The sequence below is a fragment of the Pigmentiphaga sp. GD03639 genome, assembly GCF_029845405.1.
Classification (GTDB): domain Bacteria; phylum Pseudomonadota; class Gammaproteobacteria; order Burkholderiales; family Burkholderiaceae_B; genus Pigmentiphaga; species Pigmentiphaga daeguensis.
The window spans coordinates 20,730-38,921 of the sequence record NZ_JAOCLR010000025.1; the positions used below are offsets into that span (position 1 = coordinate 20,730).

Annotated in this window: 18 protein-coding genes; 11 read left to right on the forward strand and 7 right to left on the reverse strand. The window is 69.4% G+C overall.

What is annotated here, in order from left to right; translation table 11 throughout:
- Nucleotides 1-9: 9 nt before the first annotated feature.
- Nucleotides 10-1,443: a DEAD/DEAH box helicase gene (locus N5K27_RS21790; RefSeq protein ID WP_165963156.1), complete on the reverse strand. Its 1,434-nt coding sequence runs from the start codon at nucleotides 1,441-1,443 to the stop codon at nucleotides 10-12.
- 425 nt (nucleotides 1,444-1,868) lie between these two features.
- Here N5K27_RS21790 and N5K27_RS21795 point away from each other — a divergent pair, with 425 nt between their 5' ends.
- The 5 genes from N5K27_RS21795 (at nucleotide 1,869) to N5K27_RS21815 (ending at nucleotide 6,734) form a co-directional block, all read left to right on the forward strand.
- On the forward strand, nucleotides 1,869-2,405 hold the full coding sequence (locus N5K27_RS21795; RefSeq protein ID WP_087838916.1) for a cupin domain-containing protein: 537 nt from the start codon (nucleotides 1,869-1,871) through the stop codon (nucleotides 2,403-2,405).
- A 340-nt stretch (nucleotides 2,406-2,745) separates the two neighbouring features.
- A complete protein-coding gene (locus N5K27_RS21800) occupies nucleotides 2,746-3,639 on the forward strand; it encodes an alpha/beta hydrolase (protein ID WP_279818750.1) in 894 nt (297 codons plus the stop codon).
- A 2-nt stretch (nucleotides 3,640-3,641) separates the two neighbouring features.
- On the forward strand, nucleotides 3,642-4,442 hold the full coding sequence (locus N5K27_RS21805) for an IclR family transcriptional regulator (protein WP_087838918.1): 801 nt from the start codon (nucleotides 3,642-3,644) through the stop codon (nucleotides 4,440-4,442).
- 28 nt (nucleotides 4,443-4,470) lie between these two features.
- Entirely contained in the window at nucleotides 4,471-5,277 is an 807-nt protein-coding gene (locus N5K27_RS21810; protein WP_132979694.1) for an aspartate dehydrogenase, read from the forward strand.
- A gap of 452 nt (nucleotides 5,278-5,729) precedes the next feature.
- Nucleotides 5,730-6,734 (forward strand): tripartite tricarboxylate transporter substrate binding protein, encoded by a 1,005-nt coding sequence (locus N5K27_RS21815; RefSeq protein ID WP_087838920.1) that lies wholly within the window; start codon nucleotides 5,730-5,732, stop codon nucleotides 6,732-6,734.
- Here the strand turns inward: N5K27_RS21815 and N5K27_RS21820 are convergent.
- On the reverse strand, nucleotides 6,721-7,986 hold the full coding sequence (locus N5K27_RS21820; RefSeq protein ID WP_279818758.1) for a citrate synthase family protein: 1,266 nt from the start codon (nucleotides 7,984-7,986) through the stop codon (nucleotides 6,721-6,723). The two genes, N5K27_RS21815 and N5K27_RS21820, sit on opposite strands and share 14 nt — an antisense overlap.
- Nucleotides 7,987-8,069: 83 nt before the next feature.
- Between N5K27_RS21820 and N5K27_RS21825 the strand changes: the two genes are divergently transcribed.
- Nucleotides 8,070-9,161 (forward strand): citrate synthase/methylcitrate synthase, encoded by a 1,092-nt coding sequence (locus tag N5K27_RS21825; RefSeq protein ID WP_279818762.1) that lies wholly within the window; start codon nucleotides 8,070-8,072, stop codon nucleotides 9,159-9,161.
- A gap of 184 nt (nucleotides 9,162-9,345) precedes the next feature.
- Nucleotides 9,346-10,584 carry a polyamine aminopropyltransferase gene (speE, locus tag N5K27_RS21830; RefSeq protein ID WP_132979693.1) on the forward strand — a complete coding sequence of 413 codons (1,239 nt, stop codon included), beginning with the start codon at nucleotides 9,346-9,348 and terminating at the stop codon, nucleotides 10,582-10,584.
- Nucleotides 10,585-10,602: 18 nt separating this feature from the next.
- Here the strand turns inward: speE and N5K27_RS21835 are convergent, their stop codons facing one another.
- The 4 genes from N5K27_RS21835 to N5K27_RS21850 all read right to left on the reverse strand — a co-directional run bounded on the left by N5K27_RS21835 (nucleotide 10,603) and on the right by N5K27_RS21850 (nucleotide 13,880).
- Nucleotides 10,603-11,577 (reverse strand): tripartite tricarboxylate transporter substrate-binding protein, encoded by a 975-nt coding sequence (locus tag N5K27_RS21835; RefSeq protein ID WP_279818765.1) that lies wholly within the window; start codon nucleotides 11,575-11,577, stop codon nucleotides 10,603-10,605.
- On the reverse strand, nucleotides 11,574-12,344 hold the full coding sequence (locus tag N5K27_RS21840; RefSeq protein WP_132979691.1) for a hypothetical protein: 771 nt from the start codon (nucleotides 12,342-12,344) through the stop codon (nucleotides 11,574-11,576). Before N5K27_RS21840 ends, N5K27_RS21835 begins: the two co-directional genes overlap by 4 nt.
- Nucleotides 12,345-12,439: 95 nt before the next feature.
- On the reverse strand, nucleotides 12,440-12,784 hold the full coding sequence (locus tag N5K27_RS21845) for a MarR family winged helix-turn-helix transcriptional regulator (RefSeq protein WP_087838926.1): 345 nt from the start codon (nucleotides 12,782-12,784) through the stop codon (nucleotides 12,440-12,442).
- A 151-nt stretch (nucleotides 12,785-12,935) separates the two neighbouring features.
- On the reverse strand, nucleotides 12,936-13,880 hold the full coding sequence (locus N5K27_RS21850) for a LysR family transcriptional regulator (protein ID WP_243724502.1): 945 nt from the start codon (nucleotides 13,878-13,880) through the stop codon (nucleotides 12,936-12,938).
- Nucleotides 13,881-13,976: 96 nt separating this feature from the next.
- Between N5K27_RS21850 and N5K27_RS21855 the strand changes: the two genes are divergently transcribed.
- The 4 genes from N5K27_RS21855 to N5K27_RS21870 are packed head-to-tail and all read left to right on the forward strand — an operon-like array spanning nucleotide 13,977 to nucleotide 17,174.
- A complete protein-coding gene (locus tag N5K27_RS21855; protein ID WP_087838927.1) occupies nucleotides 13,977-14,615 on the forward strand; it encodes an HAD-IA family hydrolase in 639 nt (212 codons plus the stop codon).
- Between the two features lie 42 nt (nucleotides 14,616-14,657).
- Nucleotides 14,658-15,635 carry a tripartite tricarboxylate transporter substrate-binding protein gene (locus tag N5K27_RS21860; RefSeq protein WP_279818772.1) on the forward strand — a complete coding sequence of 326 codons (978 nt, stop codon included), beginning with the start codon at nucleotides 14,658-14,660 and terminating at the stop codon, nucleotides 15,633-15,635.
- Nucleotides 15,636-15,648: 13 nt separating this feature from the next.
- Nucleotides 15,649-16,782 (forward strand): DSD1 family PLP-dependent enzyme, encoded by a 1,134-nt coding sequence (locus tag N5K27_RS21865; protein ID WP_087838929.1) that lies wholly within the window; start codon nucleotides 15,649-15,651, stop codon nucleotides 16,780-16,782.
- The gene (locus N5K27_RS21870) at nucleotides 16,782-17,174 is read left to right on the forward strand and encodes a RidA family protein (protein ID WP_087838930.1); all 393 of its coding nucleotides are present in this window, start codon (nucleotides 16,782-16,784) and stop codon (nucleotides 17,172-17,174) included. The genes N5K27_RS21865 and N5K27_RS21870 overlap by 1 nt, the downstream gene beginning before the upstream one ends.
- A gap of 7 nt (nucleotides 17,175-17,181) precedes the next feature.
- Here the strand turns inward: N5K27_RS21870 and N5K27_RS21875 are convergent, their stop codons facing one another.
- Nucleotides 17,182-18,171 carry a tripartite tricarboxylate transporter substrate binding protein gene (locus N5K27_RS21875; protein ID WP_279818775.1) on the reverse strand — a complete coding sequence of 330 codons (990 nt, stop codon included), beginning with the start codon at nucleotides 18,169-18,171 and terminating at the stop codon, nucleotides 17,182-17,184.
- Between the last annotated feature and the right edge of the window lie 21 nt (nucleotides 18,172-18,192).

Here is an 18,192-nt window from a genome sequence, read left to right on the forward strand (position 1 = left end):
CGGGGAGACTCAGCCCTGGGGCTTGGGCGTGAAGAGGGCGGGGCGACGGGCGCCGCCGTTGCGGGCTTCGCCGGCGGGGCGCGCCGCGCCCTGGGAAGCCGGCGCGGCATGGCGCGGCTGGGCTGGCCGGGCCTGGCTGGGTTGGGACGCGGCCGGCCGGCTGGCCGGGCCTTGCCCGCGCGCGGCGCCCTGTCCACGGCCACTCCCGGACGGCTGGCGGCCGCCTGAACCATGTGCTGACTGTCCACGACCGCCGTCACGCGGCGCGCCCTGGCGTCCCTGGCCTTGGCGCGGCGCATGCGAGCGCGGCGGGCGTTCGGCGCGCTCGTCGCGATCGGGCGCCGACACGGTGAAGGCGGGCAGGGGCTCTCGATCGATCTTGCGCTTGATCAGCTTCTCGATGTCGGCCAGCAGCTTGCCTTCCTCGCCGTCGACCAGGGACACCGCCGCGCCCGTCGCACCCGCGCGGCCGGTGCGGCCGATGCGGTGCACGTAGTCCTCGGGCACGTTGGGCAGTTCGAAATTCACCACCTGCGGCAGTTGGTCGATGTCCAGGCCGCGCGCCGCGATGTCGGTCGCCACCAGCACTTCCACCGAGCCGTCCTTGAATCCGGCCAGCGCCTTGGTGCGGGCGGACTGGCTCTTGTTGCCATGGATGGCGGCGGCGGGAACGCCGTCCTTGACCAGTTTCTCGGCCAGGCGATTGGCGCCGTGCTTGGTGCGCGTGAACACCAGCACCTGCTTCCAGCCGTTGCTACGCACCAGGTGGCTGAGCAGGTCGCGCTTCTGTTCCTTCTGCACCAGCAGCACCGACTGACGCACCAGCTCGGACGCGGTGTTGCGCCGCGCGACCGAGACCTCGCCCGGATCGTTCAGCACGCCCTTGGCGAGCGCGCGGATGTCATCGGAGAAGGTGGCCGAGAACAACAGGTTCTGGCGCTTGGCCGGCAGCAGCGCGAGGATCTTGCGGATGTCGCGGATGAAGCCCATGTCCAGCATGCGGTCGGCTTCGTCCAGCACCAGGATCTCGACGCCGGACAGGTCCAGCGTCTTCTGGCCCACGTGGTCCAGCAGGCGGCCGGGGGTGGCGACCAGGATGTCCACCGGCTTCTTCAGCGCGCTGATCTGCGGATTGATGTTCACGCCGCCGAACATCACCATGGATTTAAGCGGCAGGTACTTGCCGTAGATCTGGACGGATTCCTCGACCTGCGCGGTCAGTTCGCGCGTGGGCGTCAGGATCAGGCAGCGCGGCCGGCCCGGGCGCATCTGCGCGGGCCGGTTCGACGACAGCAGGTGCAGCAGGGGCAGGGTGAAGCCCGCGGTCTTGCCGGTGCCGGTCTGCGCGGCGGCCAGCAGGTCGCCGCCCTTGAGCACCTGGGGAATGGCCTGGGCCTGGATGGGGGTGGGATGGGTATAGCCGGCATCGGCGATGGCGCGCATCAGCGGCTCGGCCAGGCCGAGGTCGGCAAACGAAATATCGGAAGTAATCAAGACAACTCCAGCGACGGCCCGTCGCTCAAGCTGAGTGACTCCAATCGAGGCTGACGTACGTATTAACTGGGGATAGGCCGGCCGGAAAACGGCTGTCCGGGTGGAGCCCGGAAGACATGGCGCGTGGCGCCTGGCCGGATGCACGCCTGGATTGGAGCCAGGCGCGAGCCGCGATTGTACCCGGTAATGGCGACCTAGTGTTTACCCTAGTGACGATTTCACCAAGAGGGCGTATATTTACCCTTGTTTCACTATTAAATCCGCGTTTTAAATATAAAACGCGTGGCAGTGACAGCGAACACACCGCGGCGGGCCCTCCCGGACCCGCCTCCACCCGCTCTCGCGGCGCCTAGCCGCCCATGCAGGAGTACACCATGACGGATATGTCCGAACAACAGCAAGTCGCCCGCAGCTGGGACCGCCCCGAAGGCGCTGACTTCGAGACCTGGATGAACTCGCGCGTCGCGCGGTTCTCGACCCGTAAGTACGACTGGGATGCCCTGAAGTTCCAGGCCGACTTCGATCCCAAGTACCGCCGTGCGCAAATGCGCTATGTCGGCACGGGCGGCACCGGCGTCGCCGCCGATTCGAACACCGTGCCTTCCGAGCACTTCACGTTCTCGACCATGGTGATCCCGGCCGGCCACGAAGGCCCCCCGCACCTGCACACCGACGTCGAGGAAATCTTCTTCGTCATCCGTGGCAAGCTCAAGGTGATCCTGGAGAAGGACGGCGAGCGCTTCGAAACCATCCTGACCGACCGCGACCTGGTGTCGGTTCCCCCGGGCGTGTACCGCGAGGAAATCAACATCGGCGACGAAGACGCCCTGATGTGTGTGATGCTGGGCGCCAAGAAGCCCATCACCCCGACCTACCCGCCCGAGCACCCGCTGGCGAAGATCAAACGGTAATAGGTCCCCCCCTACGCGCTTACGCGCGCCCCCCAAGGGGGCGATGCGGGTGGACCGGCGGAGCCGGATCCACCGCATCCTGGGTCTAGTACCCATTTCTTGGACTGTGGCACCGTTGCTATCGCTGGCTGCCAGCGGTAGCAACGATGTGGCGTACCAAGAAACAGGTACTAAACCCAGGGCGCCGCGGATCCGGCTTTGCCGGTCCGCCGGCGCCGCCCCTCGAGGGGAGCGGCAATAGGCCGCGTGGGGTGGGCGTTCCCTCCGGTCCGCCAGCGCCGCCCCCTTGAGGGGGCCCGCGTAAGCGGGTACGGGGTGGATTTTTTCTGGATTTAGGACGATGCAGACCGATACGTTGGCGCCGGAACCGTCGCCGGAAACGCTGGAGTTGCTCAATAGCCGTTTCGCCGAAAAATCGGTGCAAACGGCCGGGGGCGTGCAGTGTTATCGCGAGGCGGGCACGCCGGGCGCGGACGGCATGGCCATCGTGCTGTTGCATGGCATCGGCTCGGGCGCGGGCTCGTGGCTGCATGCGGCGCTGAAGTTGGCCGAACGCGCGCGCGTGGTCGCCTGGGACGCTCCGGGCTACGGCAATTCGGCGCGGCTGGCGCCGGCCTCGCCGGGCGCGGAAGACTATGCGGGTCAACTGGACCAGATGCTCGATGCGCTGGGCATCGATCGCTGCGTGCTGGTCGGCCATTCGCTCGGCACGCTCATGGCCACCGCCTATGCGCATGACCTGGGCAAGCAGCGGGTCGCGCGCCTGGTGCTGCTGAGCCCCACGCGCGGCTACGGCAATCCCGCGCTGGCCGAGCGCCAGGAAGCGGTGCGCGCCGAGCGGCTGCGCACGCTGGAACAGGTCGGCATCGCCGGCATGGCGCGCACGCGCCCGGCCAAGATGCTGTCGTCCGAACCCAGCGCCGAGGCCCTGGCCTGGGTCCGCTGGAACATGGAGCGCCTGGATACCGCCGGCTACCGCCAGGCGATCGAGATGCTGTGCAATGCCGACATGGCCGCCTACGCGCCGGCCGCGATGCCGGTCGAGGTCCATTCCGGCGACCAGGACACCGTCACGATCCCGGCCAACTGCCGCGCCATCGCCGAGATGTTCGGCGCGCCCTACGGCTCCATCGCCGTGGCCGGCCACGCCTGCCACATCGAGCGGCCGGAGGCCGTCGCGGCCATACTGGAAGGCGCGCACGCCGCGGCCATCGCCGACGCCACGCCCCGCTGACCATGAACGACGCCGCCATCAGCGAAGACATTCCCGAGCGCTACATCGTCCCGGGCCTGGAGCGAGGCCTGCGGCTGCTCAGCCACTTCAGCCGCCAGAACCGGACACTGTCGGCGCCCGAGTTCGCTCGAAAGATGGGGCTTCCACGCTCCACCGTGTTCCGGCTGCTGACCACGCTGGAAGCGCTGGGCTTCATCGAGCGCACCGAGGGCGGACGCAACTACCGCCTGGGCATGGCGGTGCTGAGCCTGGGCTTCGAATACCTGGCCTCGCTGGAGCTGACCGAACTGGGATCGCCGCTGCTGCAGCGCCTGCGTGACGAGATCGGCTATTCGTGCAACCTGGTGGTGCGCGACGGCCGTTCCATCGTCTACGTGGCGAAGGTCTCGGCGCCCACGCTGTTCCCCAGCGCGGTCAACCTGGGCACGCGCCTGCCCGCGCACGCCACCGTGCTCGGCCGCGTGATGCTGACCGACCTGGACCATCGGGAAATGAGCGAGCTCTATCCCGACGAGGAACTGGAAGTCTATTCGCCCAGCACCCCGTCCACCCTGACCGCGCTGCAGGGCCTGCTGGCGCAGGACCGGGCCAATGGCTACGCCATGGGCGCCGGCTTCTACGAACCCAGCATCACCAGCATCGCCACGCCGGTGCGCGACCACACCGGCCGCGTGGTCGCGGCGCTGGGCGCCGCCCTGCCGTCGTCGCGCGTCGAGCAAGCGCGCGTATCCGAGCTGATCGGCCGCGTGCGCGGCACCGCCGACGAGCTGTCGCGCCTGCTCAACTATTCACCGTCCCATTGACCGGGCAACGCATCGCCCAGGAGCCAACATGCTACGAATCACGATGATAGGGTCGGGGGCCATCGGCCTCTCCGTCCTGTCGCTGCTGAAGAACGATTCCGACGTGTCGATCGACAGCGTCATCGTCGCCCCCGACACGCTGGACCAGGCCCGCGAGCAGGTCGCCGCGATCGCTCCCAAGGCCCAGGTCGTGACCGGCCTGGCCGAGGTCGCCCAGCGCCCCGACCTGCTGGTCGAATGCGCCGGCCACGGCGCGCTGCGTGCCCACGTGCTGCCCGCGCTCGAACAAGGCATCCCCTGCGTGGTGGTGTCCATCGGCGCGCTGTCGGATGTCGAACTGGCGCGCCAGCTGGAAGATGCCGCCAAGCGCGGCAAGACCCAGGTGCAGCTGCTGTCGGGCGCCATCGGCGGCATCGACGCGCTGGCCGCGGCCAAGATCGGTGGCCTGGACTCGGTGGTGTACACCGGCCGCAAGCCGGCCCTGGCCTGGAAGGACACGCCGGCCGACGGCCAGTTCAAGCTCGAGGCGCTGACCGAGCCCACGGTGATCTTCGAAGGCCCCGCCGGCGAAGCCGCCCGGCTCTTCCCGAAGAACGCCAACGTCGCCGCCACGCTGTCGCTGGCCGGCCTCGGCCTGGACCGCACCCAGGTGCGCCTGATTGCCGACCCCTCCAGCAAGGAAAACGTGCACCACGTGGAAGCCAGCGGCGCCTTCGGCAGCTTCGAGATCACCATGCGGGGCAAGCCGCTCGCGGCCAACCCCAAGACTTCCGCCCTGACTGTCTATAGCGTCGTGCGCGCCATCGGCAATCAGGCGCATGCAGTGAGCATTTGATCCCCCCTACGCGCTTACGCGCGCCCCCCAGGGGGCGGCACTGGCGGACCGGCAGGGAAGCCCACCCCCACGCCCTTCGGGCGCCCCCTCAAGGGGGCGATGCGAGTGGACCGGCAAAGCCGGATCCACCACATCCTGGGTCTAGTACCGTTATCTTGGGGTGTAGCTCCGTTGCTATCGCTGGCTGCCAGCGGTAGCAACAGTGTGACGTGCCAAGAAACAGGTACTAGACCCAGGAAACCGCGGATCTGGCTTCGCCAGTCCGCCGGTTTCGCCCCCTTGAGGGGGCCCGCGTAAGCGGGTAGGGGGTGGGCTTCCCCTCGCGGAGGAATCGCCGACAACGGCGATGGGTGGACTGGAGGAAGGAGACAAGCGTAGGACCGCGCTATCCGTGGTCCTGTTCATCACGCGCCAAAAGCGCGAGACTTTCCGTCATGGAGTAGTAGTTCATTATGTTTAAGACTAGCACTCGCCTGGCTGCCGGCGCGCTGTTCGCGGCGGTCGCCACGGCTTCTTTCGCCCAGGCTCCCGCGGCCGACGACGCTGCCGCCAAGGCCTCGCTCAAGCACGGCCAGTTCCGCATCATCGCCCCGTTCCCGCCGGGCGGCCCCGTCGACGTGCTGGCCCGCCTGCTGGGCACCGGCCTGCAGAATGAATACGGCCAGAGCGCCGTCGTGGACAACCGTCCCGGCGCCAACGGCAACATCGGCATCGACGCCGTCAAGCGCGCCGCCGGCGACGGCCACACGCTGCTGGTCGTGCCGGCCGGCAACATGACCATCAACCCGACGCTGATGGCCAACCTGCCGTACAACGTGGACAAGGACTTCACCGCGGTTGCGATGATGGCCAAGGCGCCCAACGTGGTCGCCGTGTTCCCCTCAGTTCCCGCCAAGAACATCCAGGAACTGATCGCGCTGACCAAGTCCAAGCCCGGCACCATGGCCTACGGCTCGCCCGGCGTGGGCAGCGGCCTGCACCTGGCCGGCGAACTGTTCAAGGAAGCCACCGGCGCCGACCTGCTGCACGTTCCGTACAAGGGCACGACCCAGGCGCTGAATGACGCGCTGGGCGGCCAGATCCAGGTCATCTTCGGCGCGCTGCCGACCCTGATGCCCCAGATCAAGTCCGGCAAGCTGCGCGCGCTGGCCCTGACCGGCTCCGAGCGTTCGCCCATCATGCCCGAGATCCCCACCCTGGCCGAGACCGGCGTGAAGGGCGTGAACGTGGTGTCGTGGTATGGCCTGTACGTGCCCAGCTCGACGCCGGCCAACATCTCGGGCCAGCTCGCGCGCGACGTGACCAAGATCCTGAACGAACCCGCCACGCTGGAGACGTTGAAGGCCCAGGGCCTGGAGCTGTCGCCGCTGCGCCTGGAAGCCTTCCGCAAGTTCCAGGCCGACGAGACCAAGACCTGGGAAAAGGTGATCAAGTCGCAAGGCATCACCGCCGGCTGACGAGCGCTTCGGGGCTTGCGCCCCGCACATGCATCACCGACGCCCCCTCGCCCCGGCGAGGGGTTTTGTTTTTGCGCCGCGGCCCGGCGTGGCCCGCTTCGGGCGGGGGTCCGACATAGCGGGCCCGCGGCCGGATCAGGTGGCCGGACCCGGCCTGCTCCAGCGCGTGGGCCAGCCATCCCACGCAACGTCCCATGGCGAACAGCGCCAGGGGCGCGTGCGGCGGCAGGTCGTGCACGTCGGCCAGCACCGCCAGCGCGAAATCGATATTGGGCGATTCGCCCACCAGCCGCTCGACCTGGCGCGCAAGATGCCTGTAGGCGGCCGGCACGGCCAGGCTATCGAGCAGCGCGGCCGCGCGGGGATCGCCTTCGGGATACAGCGGATGCCCGAAGGCCGGGAATCCCTGTCCCAGCCGCAGTCGCTCGCGCACCTCGGTCTCCATGTCGCCGCCGGCCGCCGCATCCATCCACGCCTTCAGGGCCATGGGCGCGCGGCCATGCAAGGGGCCGGTCAGGGTGGCCAGTCCAGACAGCACGCCCGCCGCCAGGCTCGCGCCGGTCGAGATCGCGACGCGCGCGGCGAAGGTGGAAGCATTGAGTTCATGGTCCGCCATCAGGCACAGCGCCTGGCGGATGGCGGGCTCGGCGCGCGGCCGCTCCCACGCGGCGGCCACCTGCTCGCTGATGGTGCCGCCCGCGCGCAGTACCCGCGTGCCGAACATCGCCCCGGCCAGCGTTGCCAGCACGGCCGGCGCCTCGTCCTTCAAGGCCGCGGCCGCCCGGCCATGCGTAGGCAGGTCGGCGGCGGCGCGCGTGGCCATGGCAACCAGCCCCAGGTGCACGGCGCCGGCTTCGTCCCGTGCCGGCGCCGCGCGCGCACGCGTTCCGGCCATGCCAGGCGCCGCATCGGCGTCCCACAGCAGCCTGGCCACGTCTTCGAGCTGGCTGCCCCGCGCAAGCTCGACGGCGTCCAGGCCGCGGTACCACAACCGGCCATCCTGGACGGTGGAAACGGCGGAGGGCAGCACCGGCGCTCCCCATTCCAGCGTCTCGCCCGCGATGGCTTGCGCATTGCGCTGGCCACGCGGCCGCCCCGCCATGCGCACCACGTCGTCGCGATGATAGAGGCTGCGGCGCGGGTCCTTGCCGTCGCGCTTGCAGCGGACCTTGCCCCGGCTGACATAGGCATACAGCGTCTGCGCGCGCACCCCGGTCAGTTCGATCGCTTCCTGCGCCGTCATCCAGGCCATGGCTTGCCTTTATATTGACAAAATAAATCAAGATTGACGTCAATACTATTGCATACCAACATCCAGCCAGCAACAAGGAGAGCATGATGACGATTGGTCTGGATGATGTGATTGCGGCGGAAACGGTGCTGTCGGACGTGGACGGCCTACAGGGCAGGCTGGTCATGCGGGGCCGTTCGCTGGACGACCTTGCCGGGCACGCCGGTTATGAGGCGGTGATGGCGCTGCTGTTCGACGGATTCTTCGAGCGCGCCCCGGCCTCGTGGCAGGCGGCGCTGGGCGCGGCGCGCCGGGAAGTGTTCGAACATCTGTCCTTCGCCGATCCGGCGTTGGTCGCTCAGGAGCCCATCGACGCGATGCGCGCCCTGACCGCCAGGATCGCCGATGGCGACGAACCCGCGACCGCACTGCGGCTGGTGGCGGCACCGGCGGTGTTCACGACCGGCCTGGTCCGGCTGCGCAACGGCCTGCGTCCCATTGCTCCGGATGCCAGCCTCGGCCACGCCGCCGACATCCTGCGCATGGCCGGACTTCCCGCGGAGCCTCTGCAGGCCCGCGCGCTGGACACGTACCTGGTTACCGTGGCCGATCATGGCCTGAACGCATCCACGTTCGCGAGCCGGGTCGTCGCATCCACCCGCGCCGGGCTGGTGTCGTCGGTGCTGGCGGCCATCAGCGCCCTGAAGGGCCCCTTGCACGGCGGCGCGCCCGGACCCGTGCTGGACATGCTCGACGCCATCGGACGAGCGGACCATGCGCGCGCATGGCTGGAGGCCGCGCTTGACCGCGGGGACAGGCTGATGGGCTTCGGACACCGGGTCTATCGGGTCCGCGATCCGCGCGCCGACGCGCTCAAGGCCGCCTTGGGCCCGCTGCTCCGGGACGGCCGCGCCGACCGCGAACGCGCCGCGCTCGCGCAGGCGATCGAAGCGGCGGCCCTGGATACGCTGCGCCGGCGCAAGCCCGGCCGCACCCTGGAGACGAACGTGGAGTTCTACACCGCGCTGCTGCTGGATGCGCTGGGATTCCAACGCGATACCTTCACCTGCGTCTTCGCGATGGGGCGCGCCGCCGGATGGATCGCGCATGCGCGCGAGCAGGCCTCGACGGGACGCTTGATCCGCCCGCAGTCCCGCTACGTGGGCCCGCCGGTGGGCGAGGCGCAAGAACGCTGACGCATGGACGTCGCGGCTCCTCGTCTCGCGCATCCTGGTGGGTTGGGGTAGACTCGGCCATTTTGCCCAGCCGTTCCGCAAGGAACGGGCCGTTGTCACTCGAATCGGAGGCCGTTGGTCTTCCGGGCTTTCGTTGTGCCCATCCCCTTGGTCGCAAGACTCTTTTCCAAGGAGCATCGACACCATGCAAGGCCTGCACCTTACCGCAGATCTTTATCACTGCGCCTGCGAGTCCGCCCTGATGACGGACGCCGACACGCTGGCGCGCCTTTGCCGCCGCCACACGCTCGAAGCCGGCCTTACGCTGGTCGACGAAAAGTGGCACACCTTCCCCGACTTCCAGGGCCAGCCCGGCGGCGTGACGGGCATGCTGCTGCTGGCCGAATCGCACCTGGCCGTCCATACCTGGCCGGAACGAAACGGCGTGACGCTGGACGTCTATGTCTGCAACTTCCAGGAAGACAATTCGCGCAAGGCCGAGGCCCTCATGAAGGCCATCGTGGAAGCCTTCCGGCCGAGCGACATGCAGCGCCAGCATCTGAACCGCGGCGACGTCGACGGGCCCGCGGACGCGGGCGAACTGGTGCTCGAGGACGTGGCCGGCCAGGCGTACTTCGGCTTCCGGTTCGAGCGCCGCATCCTCAACCGTCAGACCGCGTACCAAAGACTGGAACTGCTGGAGTCGGCAACGCTGGGCCGCACCCTGCGACTGGACGGACGCTACATGACGTCCGAGGCCGAGGAATTCTTCTATCACGAAGCCCTGGTGCATCCGGCCGCCACGGCGCATCCCGCGCCCCGGAACGCCCTGATCATAGGCGGAGGCGACGGCGGCGCGCTGGAGGAATTGCTCAAGCACCGCGGCATCGAACGCGTCACGCTGGTCGACCTGGACGGCGAGGTCATCGACGCGGCACGCCGCTACCTCGAGAAGATCCATCGGGGCGCCCTGGACGATCCACGCGCCACGGTACTGGTCGAGGACGGCGTTGCCTTTCTCGCACGCACGTCCGACCGCTACGACCTGATCCTGCTGGACCTGACCGATCCGGACACGCCGGCCGGCCCGCTCTACACGCCCGGATTCTTCCGCCGTTGCAAGCACGCCCTCGCGCCCGGGGGGGCGCTGGTGCTGCACATGGGCTCGCCCTTCCACCAGCCCGAGCAGGTTCGCGAGCTTTGCGGCACGCTGCGCGGCCAGTTCGCGCACGTGCGGCCCTACGGCGTGCACATCCCGTTGTACGGCACGTACTGGGGCCTGGCGGTGGCGTCGGATGCGCTGGACCCGGACACGGTGCCGGGCGAGACGATCCACGCCCGCCTGGAGGAACGCCGGATCGGCGACCTGGAGTACTACAACGCGAGGGTGCACGGCGCGCTGTTCGCGCTGCCGAACTTCTACCGCCGGCTTACCGCGAACTGAGCCGCGCGCTGGCGCCCGTCATTGCTTGACCCACCCCGAGGCGGCAATGATGGGCTCCCATTGCTCCAGCTCCGCCGCAATGCGCTGCCGCAAGGCCGACGGCGAGCCCGGCCGGGGATCGAACACCACCGCCGCCATGCGCTCGCGCACCTTGGGCACGTCCAGAGCCTTGTTCAACGCGGCGTTGTAGCGGGCGATCAGCGGTTGCGGCGTTCCGGCCGGCGCGAACAGGCCGACCCAGAAATCCAGCCGCAGCGGATAGCCCGACTCGGCGGCCGTGGGGATCTCGGGCAGCAACCCGGAGCGGCGCTCGCCCGTCACGGCGATCACGTGCAGCTTGCCGGCGCGATGGAACTCCAGGAAATCGCCCAGCGCCGTGATACCCGCCGCGATGTGCCCGCCGGCCAGGTCCTGGACCATGGGCACCGAACCGCGATAGGGCACCGCGGACAGCGGCAGTTTCTGCGACCTCGCCAGCGCGTCCAGCTGGAATTGCGGCTTGCTGCCGGGCGCGGACACGCCCACGCCGCCCGACGCCGGATGGGCCTGCACGTAGCGCATCAGGCCGGGCAAGTCCTTGATGCCGCTGGCCTGGCTGACGGCCAGCGCGCCCGCGTAGTCGGCCACCATGCCGACCGGCGCGAAATCCGTCCGGCTGTCGAAGCCGGGCCTGGCCACGGTCAGTGGCACGATGACGGCGGTGTGGTCGGGCGCGACCATCAGCGTGCGGCCATCCGGCGCGGCACGCTTGAGCGCCTGGGCCGCCAGTTGTCCGCCGGCGCCGGCCAGGGTCTCGACCACCACGGGCACTCCCAGGTCGCCCTGCATCTGCTCGGCCACCAGCCGCGCGACCACGTCTATGGTGCCGCCGGCGGGAAAGCCGACCAGTATCCTGACCGGCCCCGGCACCTCGGGGCCGGCGGCCGCGACGGCGCAAGGCAGCGCCAGCAGGGTCGTGGCAAGCAGGTGACGCAATGCGCGCAGCGATTTCATGAGGCACTCCGGGTGGATGACAGCAGCACCTGGCGCGACACGCGCCGGGCATCGACTTCTATCTCGATGTCGCGCACCGGCGGCCGTACCCAGTGCCATTCCAGCCCGCCCGCCAGCAGGCCGCGGCGCGCGAACTCCGACGCGATGGCCGGATACAGGTCATGGACGGTGTACAGGTTCATGCCCGTGACATCGTGCGCCGACACCCCCAGCGCGTCGAATCGCGATTGCAGGTCACCCAGCGCGAAGCGCAGCTTGTCGAGCAACGCGTCGGGCGAGGTTTCCCCCAGCCGCACGATGCTTGCGCGGTAGTTGGGCCGGTCCGGGCATTCGGCCGCGCCCGAGGTCACGAAGTCGGGCGGACCCTCCGTTTGCGCGGGCACGGTATAGCTGAACGCGTAGAAACCCGGTTCGGCGGGCGCGTCGACCTCCGGTATCAGGTTGCAGCGCGCGACGGGATTGGCCTCGTCCTTGAAAAGCCCCCATTCGGCCAGCGGCTGCACGTAGCGGCGATTGAAGGCGATGAACTCGGGCTCGCTCATGGGCGCGGGCGAGCGCAGTTCGCAGGCGCAGAGCGCGGCAGGCGGCCGGCCCACGGCGGCCAGGTGGTCGCGGATGCGGGCGAAGCCCTCGGCCAGCGGCACCGGCCGGGCAAAGCGCGCGCGCTCGATGACATGGCCCGCGTCGGCGATGACGGCGGCGCTGTACTGGAATCCCCCTGGCAGGTAGCGATAGTTGCCGGGAGCGAATGCAATGAGTTCCGCCATGGATGCGAGCCCTTCGTCGAAGACATGCGATGCCGCATTTAATACGAACACGTAGTTTCTTGCGATCAGGAAAATCCCGGAAACGCTGGCGGCTGCTAGTCGTCGAAACCCAGCATCTTGCGCAGCAGGGCGGTAAGCTGTTCGCGTTCGTCCTTGTCCAGCCGCTGGGCCAGCCGGGCCTGGTAGCGGGGTGCGACCGCGACCGAGGCCGCCATGACCTCGCGGCCGGTTTCCGTCAGGTCCAGGCAGAAGGTTCGCCGGTCGGTTTCCGAGCGGCGGCGGACCAGGTAGCCCTTGGCGGCGGTGCGCGCCACGAGATCGCTGCACGTGTTCAAGTCCAGCCCGATGGCCTGCGCGACCTGGCTTTGCGAGGCGCCGGGCATCTGGTGGACGGCCACCAGCAGCGCCATCTGGCGTGACGTCGCGCCCTCGTCGGACATGCTGGCGAACAGCGCCTCGGCCTCGAAATGGGCGCGGCGCAGCAGATGGGGGAGATGACGGCGCAGGTCGAAATGCTTGGGGGATTTCAGGGCGGGCCTCCGGGTGGCAATGCGCAGGCATTGTAGAGGACGGGTCCGGGCGTTCGCGCCGTCATGCCGCGCGCCATGGCGGCCGGGGCCGGAAGGCCTTCTTCAGCATGTCGACGAACAAGCGGGCCCGTGCCGAGGCGATGCGCGACTGCGGCACCAGCGCCGTCACGTCGGCGTCAGGCAGCCGATGACGCGGCAGCAATGCCACCAGCGATCCGTCGGCCACCGCGGAGGCGACGTCCCATTCCGAGCGCACCATGATGCCCCGCCCGGCCAGGCACCACTGGCGGATGACTTCGCCGTCGTTGCTTTCCATGGCCGGATGCACGCGCACCGTGTGCAGGCGGGGTTCGCCCCTGCCTTCGCGCTGGGTGAAGCGCCACAACGTCACGTCCTCGTCGTTCTCGCGCAGCACCAGGCAGGCGTGGCGCGCCAGGTCGGCGGGACTGTCGATGGGGGGCGCGCCGCGCAGATAGGCCGGCGCGGCGCACAGGATGCGCCGGTTGGGCGCGAGGCGGTGCGCCACCCAGCGCGAATCGGGCATCTCGCCGATGCTGACCAGCACATCGAAGGCATCGCGTCCGTGCACGGGCTGGCTGGGCAGCATGAGGTTGTCGGACAGAAAGAGCTGGACCTCGACCTGCGGATGGCTGGCTCGAAACGCATCCAGCAGCGGCGCGAGATGCCGGCGGCCGAAACCGAACGGCCCATGCACCTTCAGCTTGCCCGCCACCACCTGGCTGCGCTGCTGCAAGGCTTCCTCGATGGCCTGCATGCGTTCGATGACTCCGGTGGCATGCTGGGCCAGCAGGTGTCCCTCGTGCGTCAGCTGCAGGCGGCGCGTGGTGCGCATTGCCAGCCGCACGCCCAGCCGCGCCTCGAGCTGGCCGAGGCGCTTGGTGACGGCGGGCGGAGTGACGTTCTCCTCGCGCGCCAGGGCGGCCAGGCTGCCTACCCGGTCCAGCGCCAGGACGAAGCGCAGGTCGTCGATGTCCAGCTTCATCATTAACCTTTTGGTGAATGAAGAAATTCTATTCCATTAACCACAGATGACCTTGGGGCTCCTACACTGGCCATCACTCACCGACCTTGCCCGACTGCCATGACCCGCCAATACGACTTCGTCCTGTTCGACCTGCTGACCGCGCTGCTGGACTCCTGGACGCTGTGGAACAGCGCCGCCGGCGGCGAGGAAGCGGGCCGCGCCTGGCGCGCCGCCTACCTGAAGCGAACCTATGCCTGCGGCGCCTACCGTCCCTACGAAACCCTGGTGCGGGAAGCCGCGGCCGAGACCGGCCTGCCGCTGGCCGTCGCCGACGCACTGGAGGAACGCTGGTCCGAACTCGCCCCCTGGGACGGCGTGGCGACGGTGCTGGAAAGCCTGCGCGGCACGCACCGCCTGGGCGTGGTGACCAATTGTTCGGAGAGGCTGGGCCACCTGGCCGCCGGCCTCCTGAACGTTCCCATGGACGTGGTCGTGACCTCGGAACGGGCCGGCTACTACAAGCCCGATCCCCGCCCCTACCGCATGGCGTTGCAGGAACTGGGCGCCCGGCCCGGCAACACGCTATTCGTGGCCGGGTCGGGCTACGACCTCTTCGGCACCTCGGCTGTCGGCATGGACACCTTCTGGCACAACCGCGTAGGCCTGGCGCTGCCCGACGGCGCGCCGGCCGCGCGCCAGGAAGCGCACGGCATCCTGCCGGTGCTGGAACTCGCCAACAGCCCCCGGCGCGGCTGACAACCCCAACGCCGCCGGACCTTTCCCCTTCCAGGAGTCCCCATGAGAATCGCCGCCATCGCCGCGGGGGCGCTGTTCGCGCTCGCCGCCACCTCTTCCGCCCGCGCCCAGGCCTGGCCCGAGAAGCCCATCACCCTGATCATGCCCTTCCCCGCGGGCGGTCCCAGCGACGCGCTGGGGCGGGCCGTGGCGGCCAGGCTGGGGCCTCGGCTGGGCGTCTCGGTCGTGGTCGAGAACGTCGGCGGCGCAGGCGGCTCGATCGGCATGCAGAAGCTGGCGCGCGCCGCCGCCGACGGCTATACCATAGGCTTCGGCACCATAGGCACGCATGCGGCCAACATGATCATGTATCGCAAGCCGCTGTACGACGCACGCAAGGATTTCGAACCCCTGGGCCAGGTCGGGTCGGCCCCGCTGTTGCTGCTGGTCAAGCAGAGCCTGCCGGTCAACGACTTCCCGCAGTTCGCCGACTACCTCCAGGCCCACAAGACCACGATGTCGTACGGCAGCGCGGGCGTAGGCTCGATCGCGCACCTGGCCTGCCTGCTGCTGCTGAGCGACATGAAGGCCGAAGTCATGCACGTGCCCTACAAGGGCGTGGCGCCCGCCATGACCGGACTGATGGGTGGCGAGACCGACTTCATGTGCGACCAGACCACCACCTCGCTGGCTCAAGCGGCCAGCGGACGCGTGCGCGCCGTGGCCGTGCTGACGCGCGAACCCTTCCCCGGCCTGCCCAAGGTCGCCACGGCGCAAAGCAGCGGCAGGACCACCATCGACTTCCGCTCGTGGAACGCGCTGTTCGCGCCCCGCGGCACGCCACCCGCCATCGTGGACAAGCTCAACGCCGCCATCAACGACGCCCTGGCCGACCCCGCGCTGGTCAGGCAGATGCGCGACGTGGGCGTGGAATTCCCCGCCCGCGCCGACAATACGCCCGGCCACCTCGCCCGGCTGGTGGACAGCGAGATCGCCCGCCTGCGCCCCATACTCGAGGCCAAGAACGTCTATATCGATTGAACCCAGGCACATCATGCAACTGAACGAACTCGAAACCCCGGTCCTGGTGCTGGACCGGAACAGGATGGACCGCAACATCGCGCGGCTGCGCGAGCGGCTGGCTCCCTTCGGCGTCGCGCTGCGGCCGCACGTCAAGACCAACAAGTCCGCCGACGTCGCTCGGCGCCTGGGTCCGCCCGGCACACCCATCACCGTCTCCACGCTGAAGGAAGCCGAATACTTCCTGGACCACGGCTGGACCGACATCCTCTATGCCGTCGGCATAGCCCCTTCCAAGCTGCCCCACGTGGAGCGCCTGGCGCGGCGGGGAGCCAGGCTGACGCTCATCCTGGACAACGCCGAGGCGGCGGTGGCCACCAGCGCCTACGCGCGCGACCACGGGCTGGAACTACCCGTGCTGGTCGAGATCGATACCGACGGACACCGGTCCGGCGTCAAACCCGAGGACCCGGCGCTGCTGGAGATCGCCGCCCGCCTGTCCGCGCGCGAAGGCGAGGGCGCCTGGGTCGCGGGCGTGCTGGCCCATGCCGGCGATTCCTACAACTGCCGCTCCACCGAGGCCATCGTCGCCATGGCCGAGCAGGAGCGCGCGGGGGCGGTCCGGGCCGCGCAGCGCCTGCGCGAGGCCGGCCACGCGGCGCCGGTGGTCAGCGTGGGCAGCACCCCCACCGCGCATTTCGCGCGCTCGCTGGACGGCATCACCGAAGTGCGGGCCGGCGTGTTCGTGTTCTTCGACCTGGTCATGAACGGCCTGGGCGTCTGCCGGACCGACGACATCGCCCTGTCCGTGCTGTGCACCGTGATCGGCCATCAAGAGGAAAAGGGCTGGCTGATCACCGACGCGGGCTGGATGGCCATGTCGCGCGACCGCGGCACGGCCCGGCAACCGGTGGACCAGGGCTATGGCCTGGTGTGCGACCTGGATGGCAAGCCGCTGCAGGACCTGATCATGATCGATGCGAACCAGGAACACGGCATCGTCCGCCACCGCGCCGACCCCGCCGCCACGCCCATGCTGCCGGTGGGCACCCTGCTGCGCATCCTGCCCAACCACGCCTGCGCCACCGCCGCCCAGCACGGCGCCTACGCCGTGGTGGCGGGAGACACCCGCGTCGAGGCCCGCTGGCCGCGCTTCGGAGGATGGTGATGGGCGAGGTCGCGTCACCGGCCGTGGCGGGTCTTGCCGCGCCGCGCGGCCATTACTCGCACGTGGCCACGGGCGGTGGCCTGGCCTTCGTATCGGGACAACTGCCGCTGGACGCCTCGGGCGAACCGCGCGCCGACCTGCCGCTGGACGAGCAGGCCGCCCTGGCCCTGTGCAACGTCGAAGCCGCGCTGGCCGCGGCGGGCTGCGGCTGGCGCGACGTGATGAAGGTCACCGTCTACCTGGCCGGGGTGGAACATTGGCCGGCCTTCGACCAGGCCTATCGCCGGATGCTGGGCGATGCGCGGCCGGCGCGGGCGGTCGTGCCCGTGCCGGCGCTGCACTATGGCGTGCTGGTGGAGGTCGAGGCCGTGGCGCTGCGGCCCGCGCCATAGCCGTCCTTCAATCCAGCACGATATTGGCCTCGGCCGCGATCCGGCGGAACTTCGCGATGTCCTGCACGACCTGCCTGGCCAGGACATCGGCCGGTTCATACTGCACGTTCAGCCCGATGTCGTAGGCCTTGGCGCGGAAGGCCTCGTCCCTGGCCAGGGCCTGCGTGGCGCGCGCCAGCCGCTCCACCACGGCGGGCGGCGTGCCGGCCGGCGCCATCAAACCTTGCCACCAGGTCATGTCGTAACCCTTCAGGCCCGCCTCGTCCACCGTGGGGACGCCGGGCAGGCGCGGATCGCGCGCGATCCCGGTGGTGGCGATGGCCTTGACCTTGCCCGCATCGACGTAGGGCTTGGCCGCGCCGTCGTGGGTACAGCTGACCTGCCCGGCGATCACGTCCTGCAGCGCCGGGCCGCTGCCGCGATAGGGCACGTGCACGATCTTCACGCCGGCCATCACGTTGAACAGCTCGCTGGAGAAATGATTGCCCGTGCCCGGACCGGCGCTGGCATAGCTCAGCTTGCCCGGATGGCCCTTGGCGTAGGCCACGAGCTCGGCCACGGTATTGGCCGGCACCGAAGGGTGGCAGACGATGGTGCTGGCATACCAGAACAGCTTGGCGATGGGCGTGAAGTCCTTGACCGGATCGAACGGCAGCGAGACGGCCGTGGCCGGCAGGGTGCCATGCGTGATGGAATTGGCGTACAGCAGGGTATAGCCGTCGGGCGCGGCGCGCGCCGCTTCCGACGCCCCGATGCGCGTGCCGCCGCCGCCCTTGTTCTCCACGTACACCGTCTGGCCGAGCAGCTCGCCCAGCTTCTGCGCGACCAGCCGCGCGGAAACGTCGGTCACGCCGCCCGGTGCATAGGGCACGATCAGCTTGATGGGCTTGGCCGGATACGGCTGGGCATCCGCCCGCCCGGCGGCCAGCGCCAGGCCCGCCGCGAACAACGTGGCCAGGTGCCGCCTGCGTCCCGGCACGACAAGTCCTTGCTTCATCTCCACTCCTCCTTTGCCGCG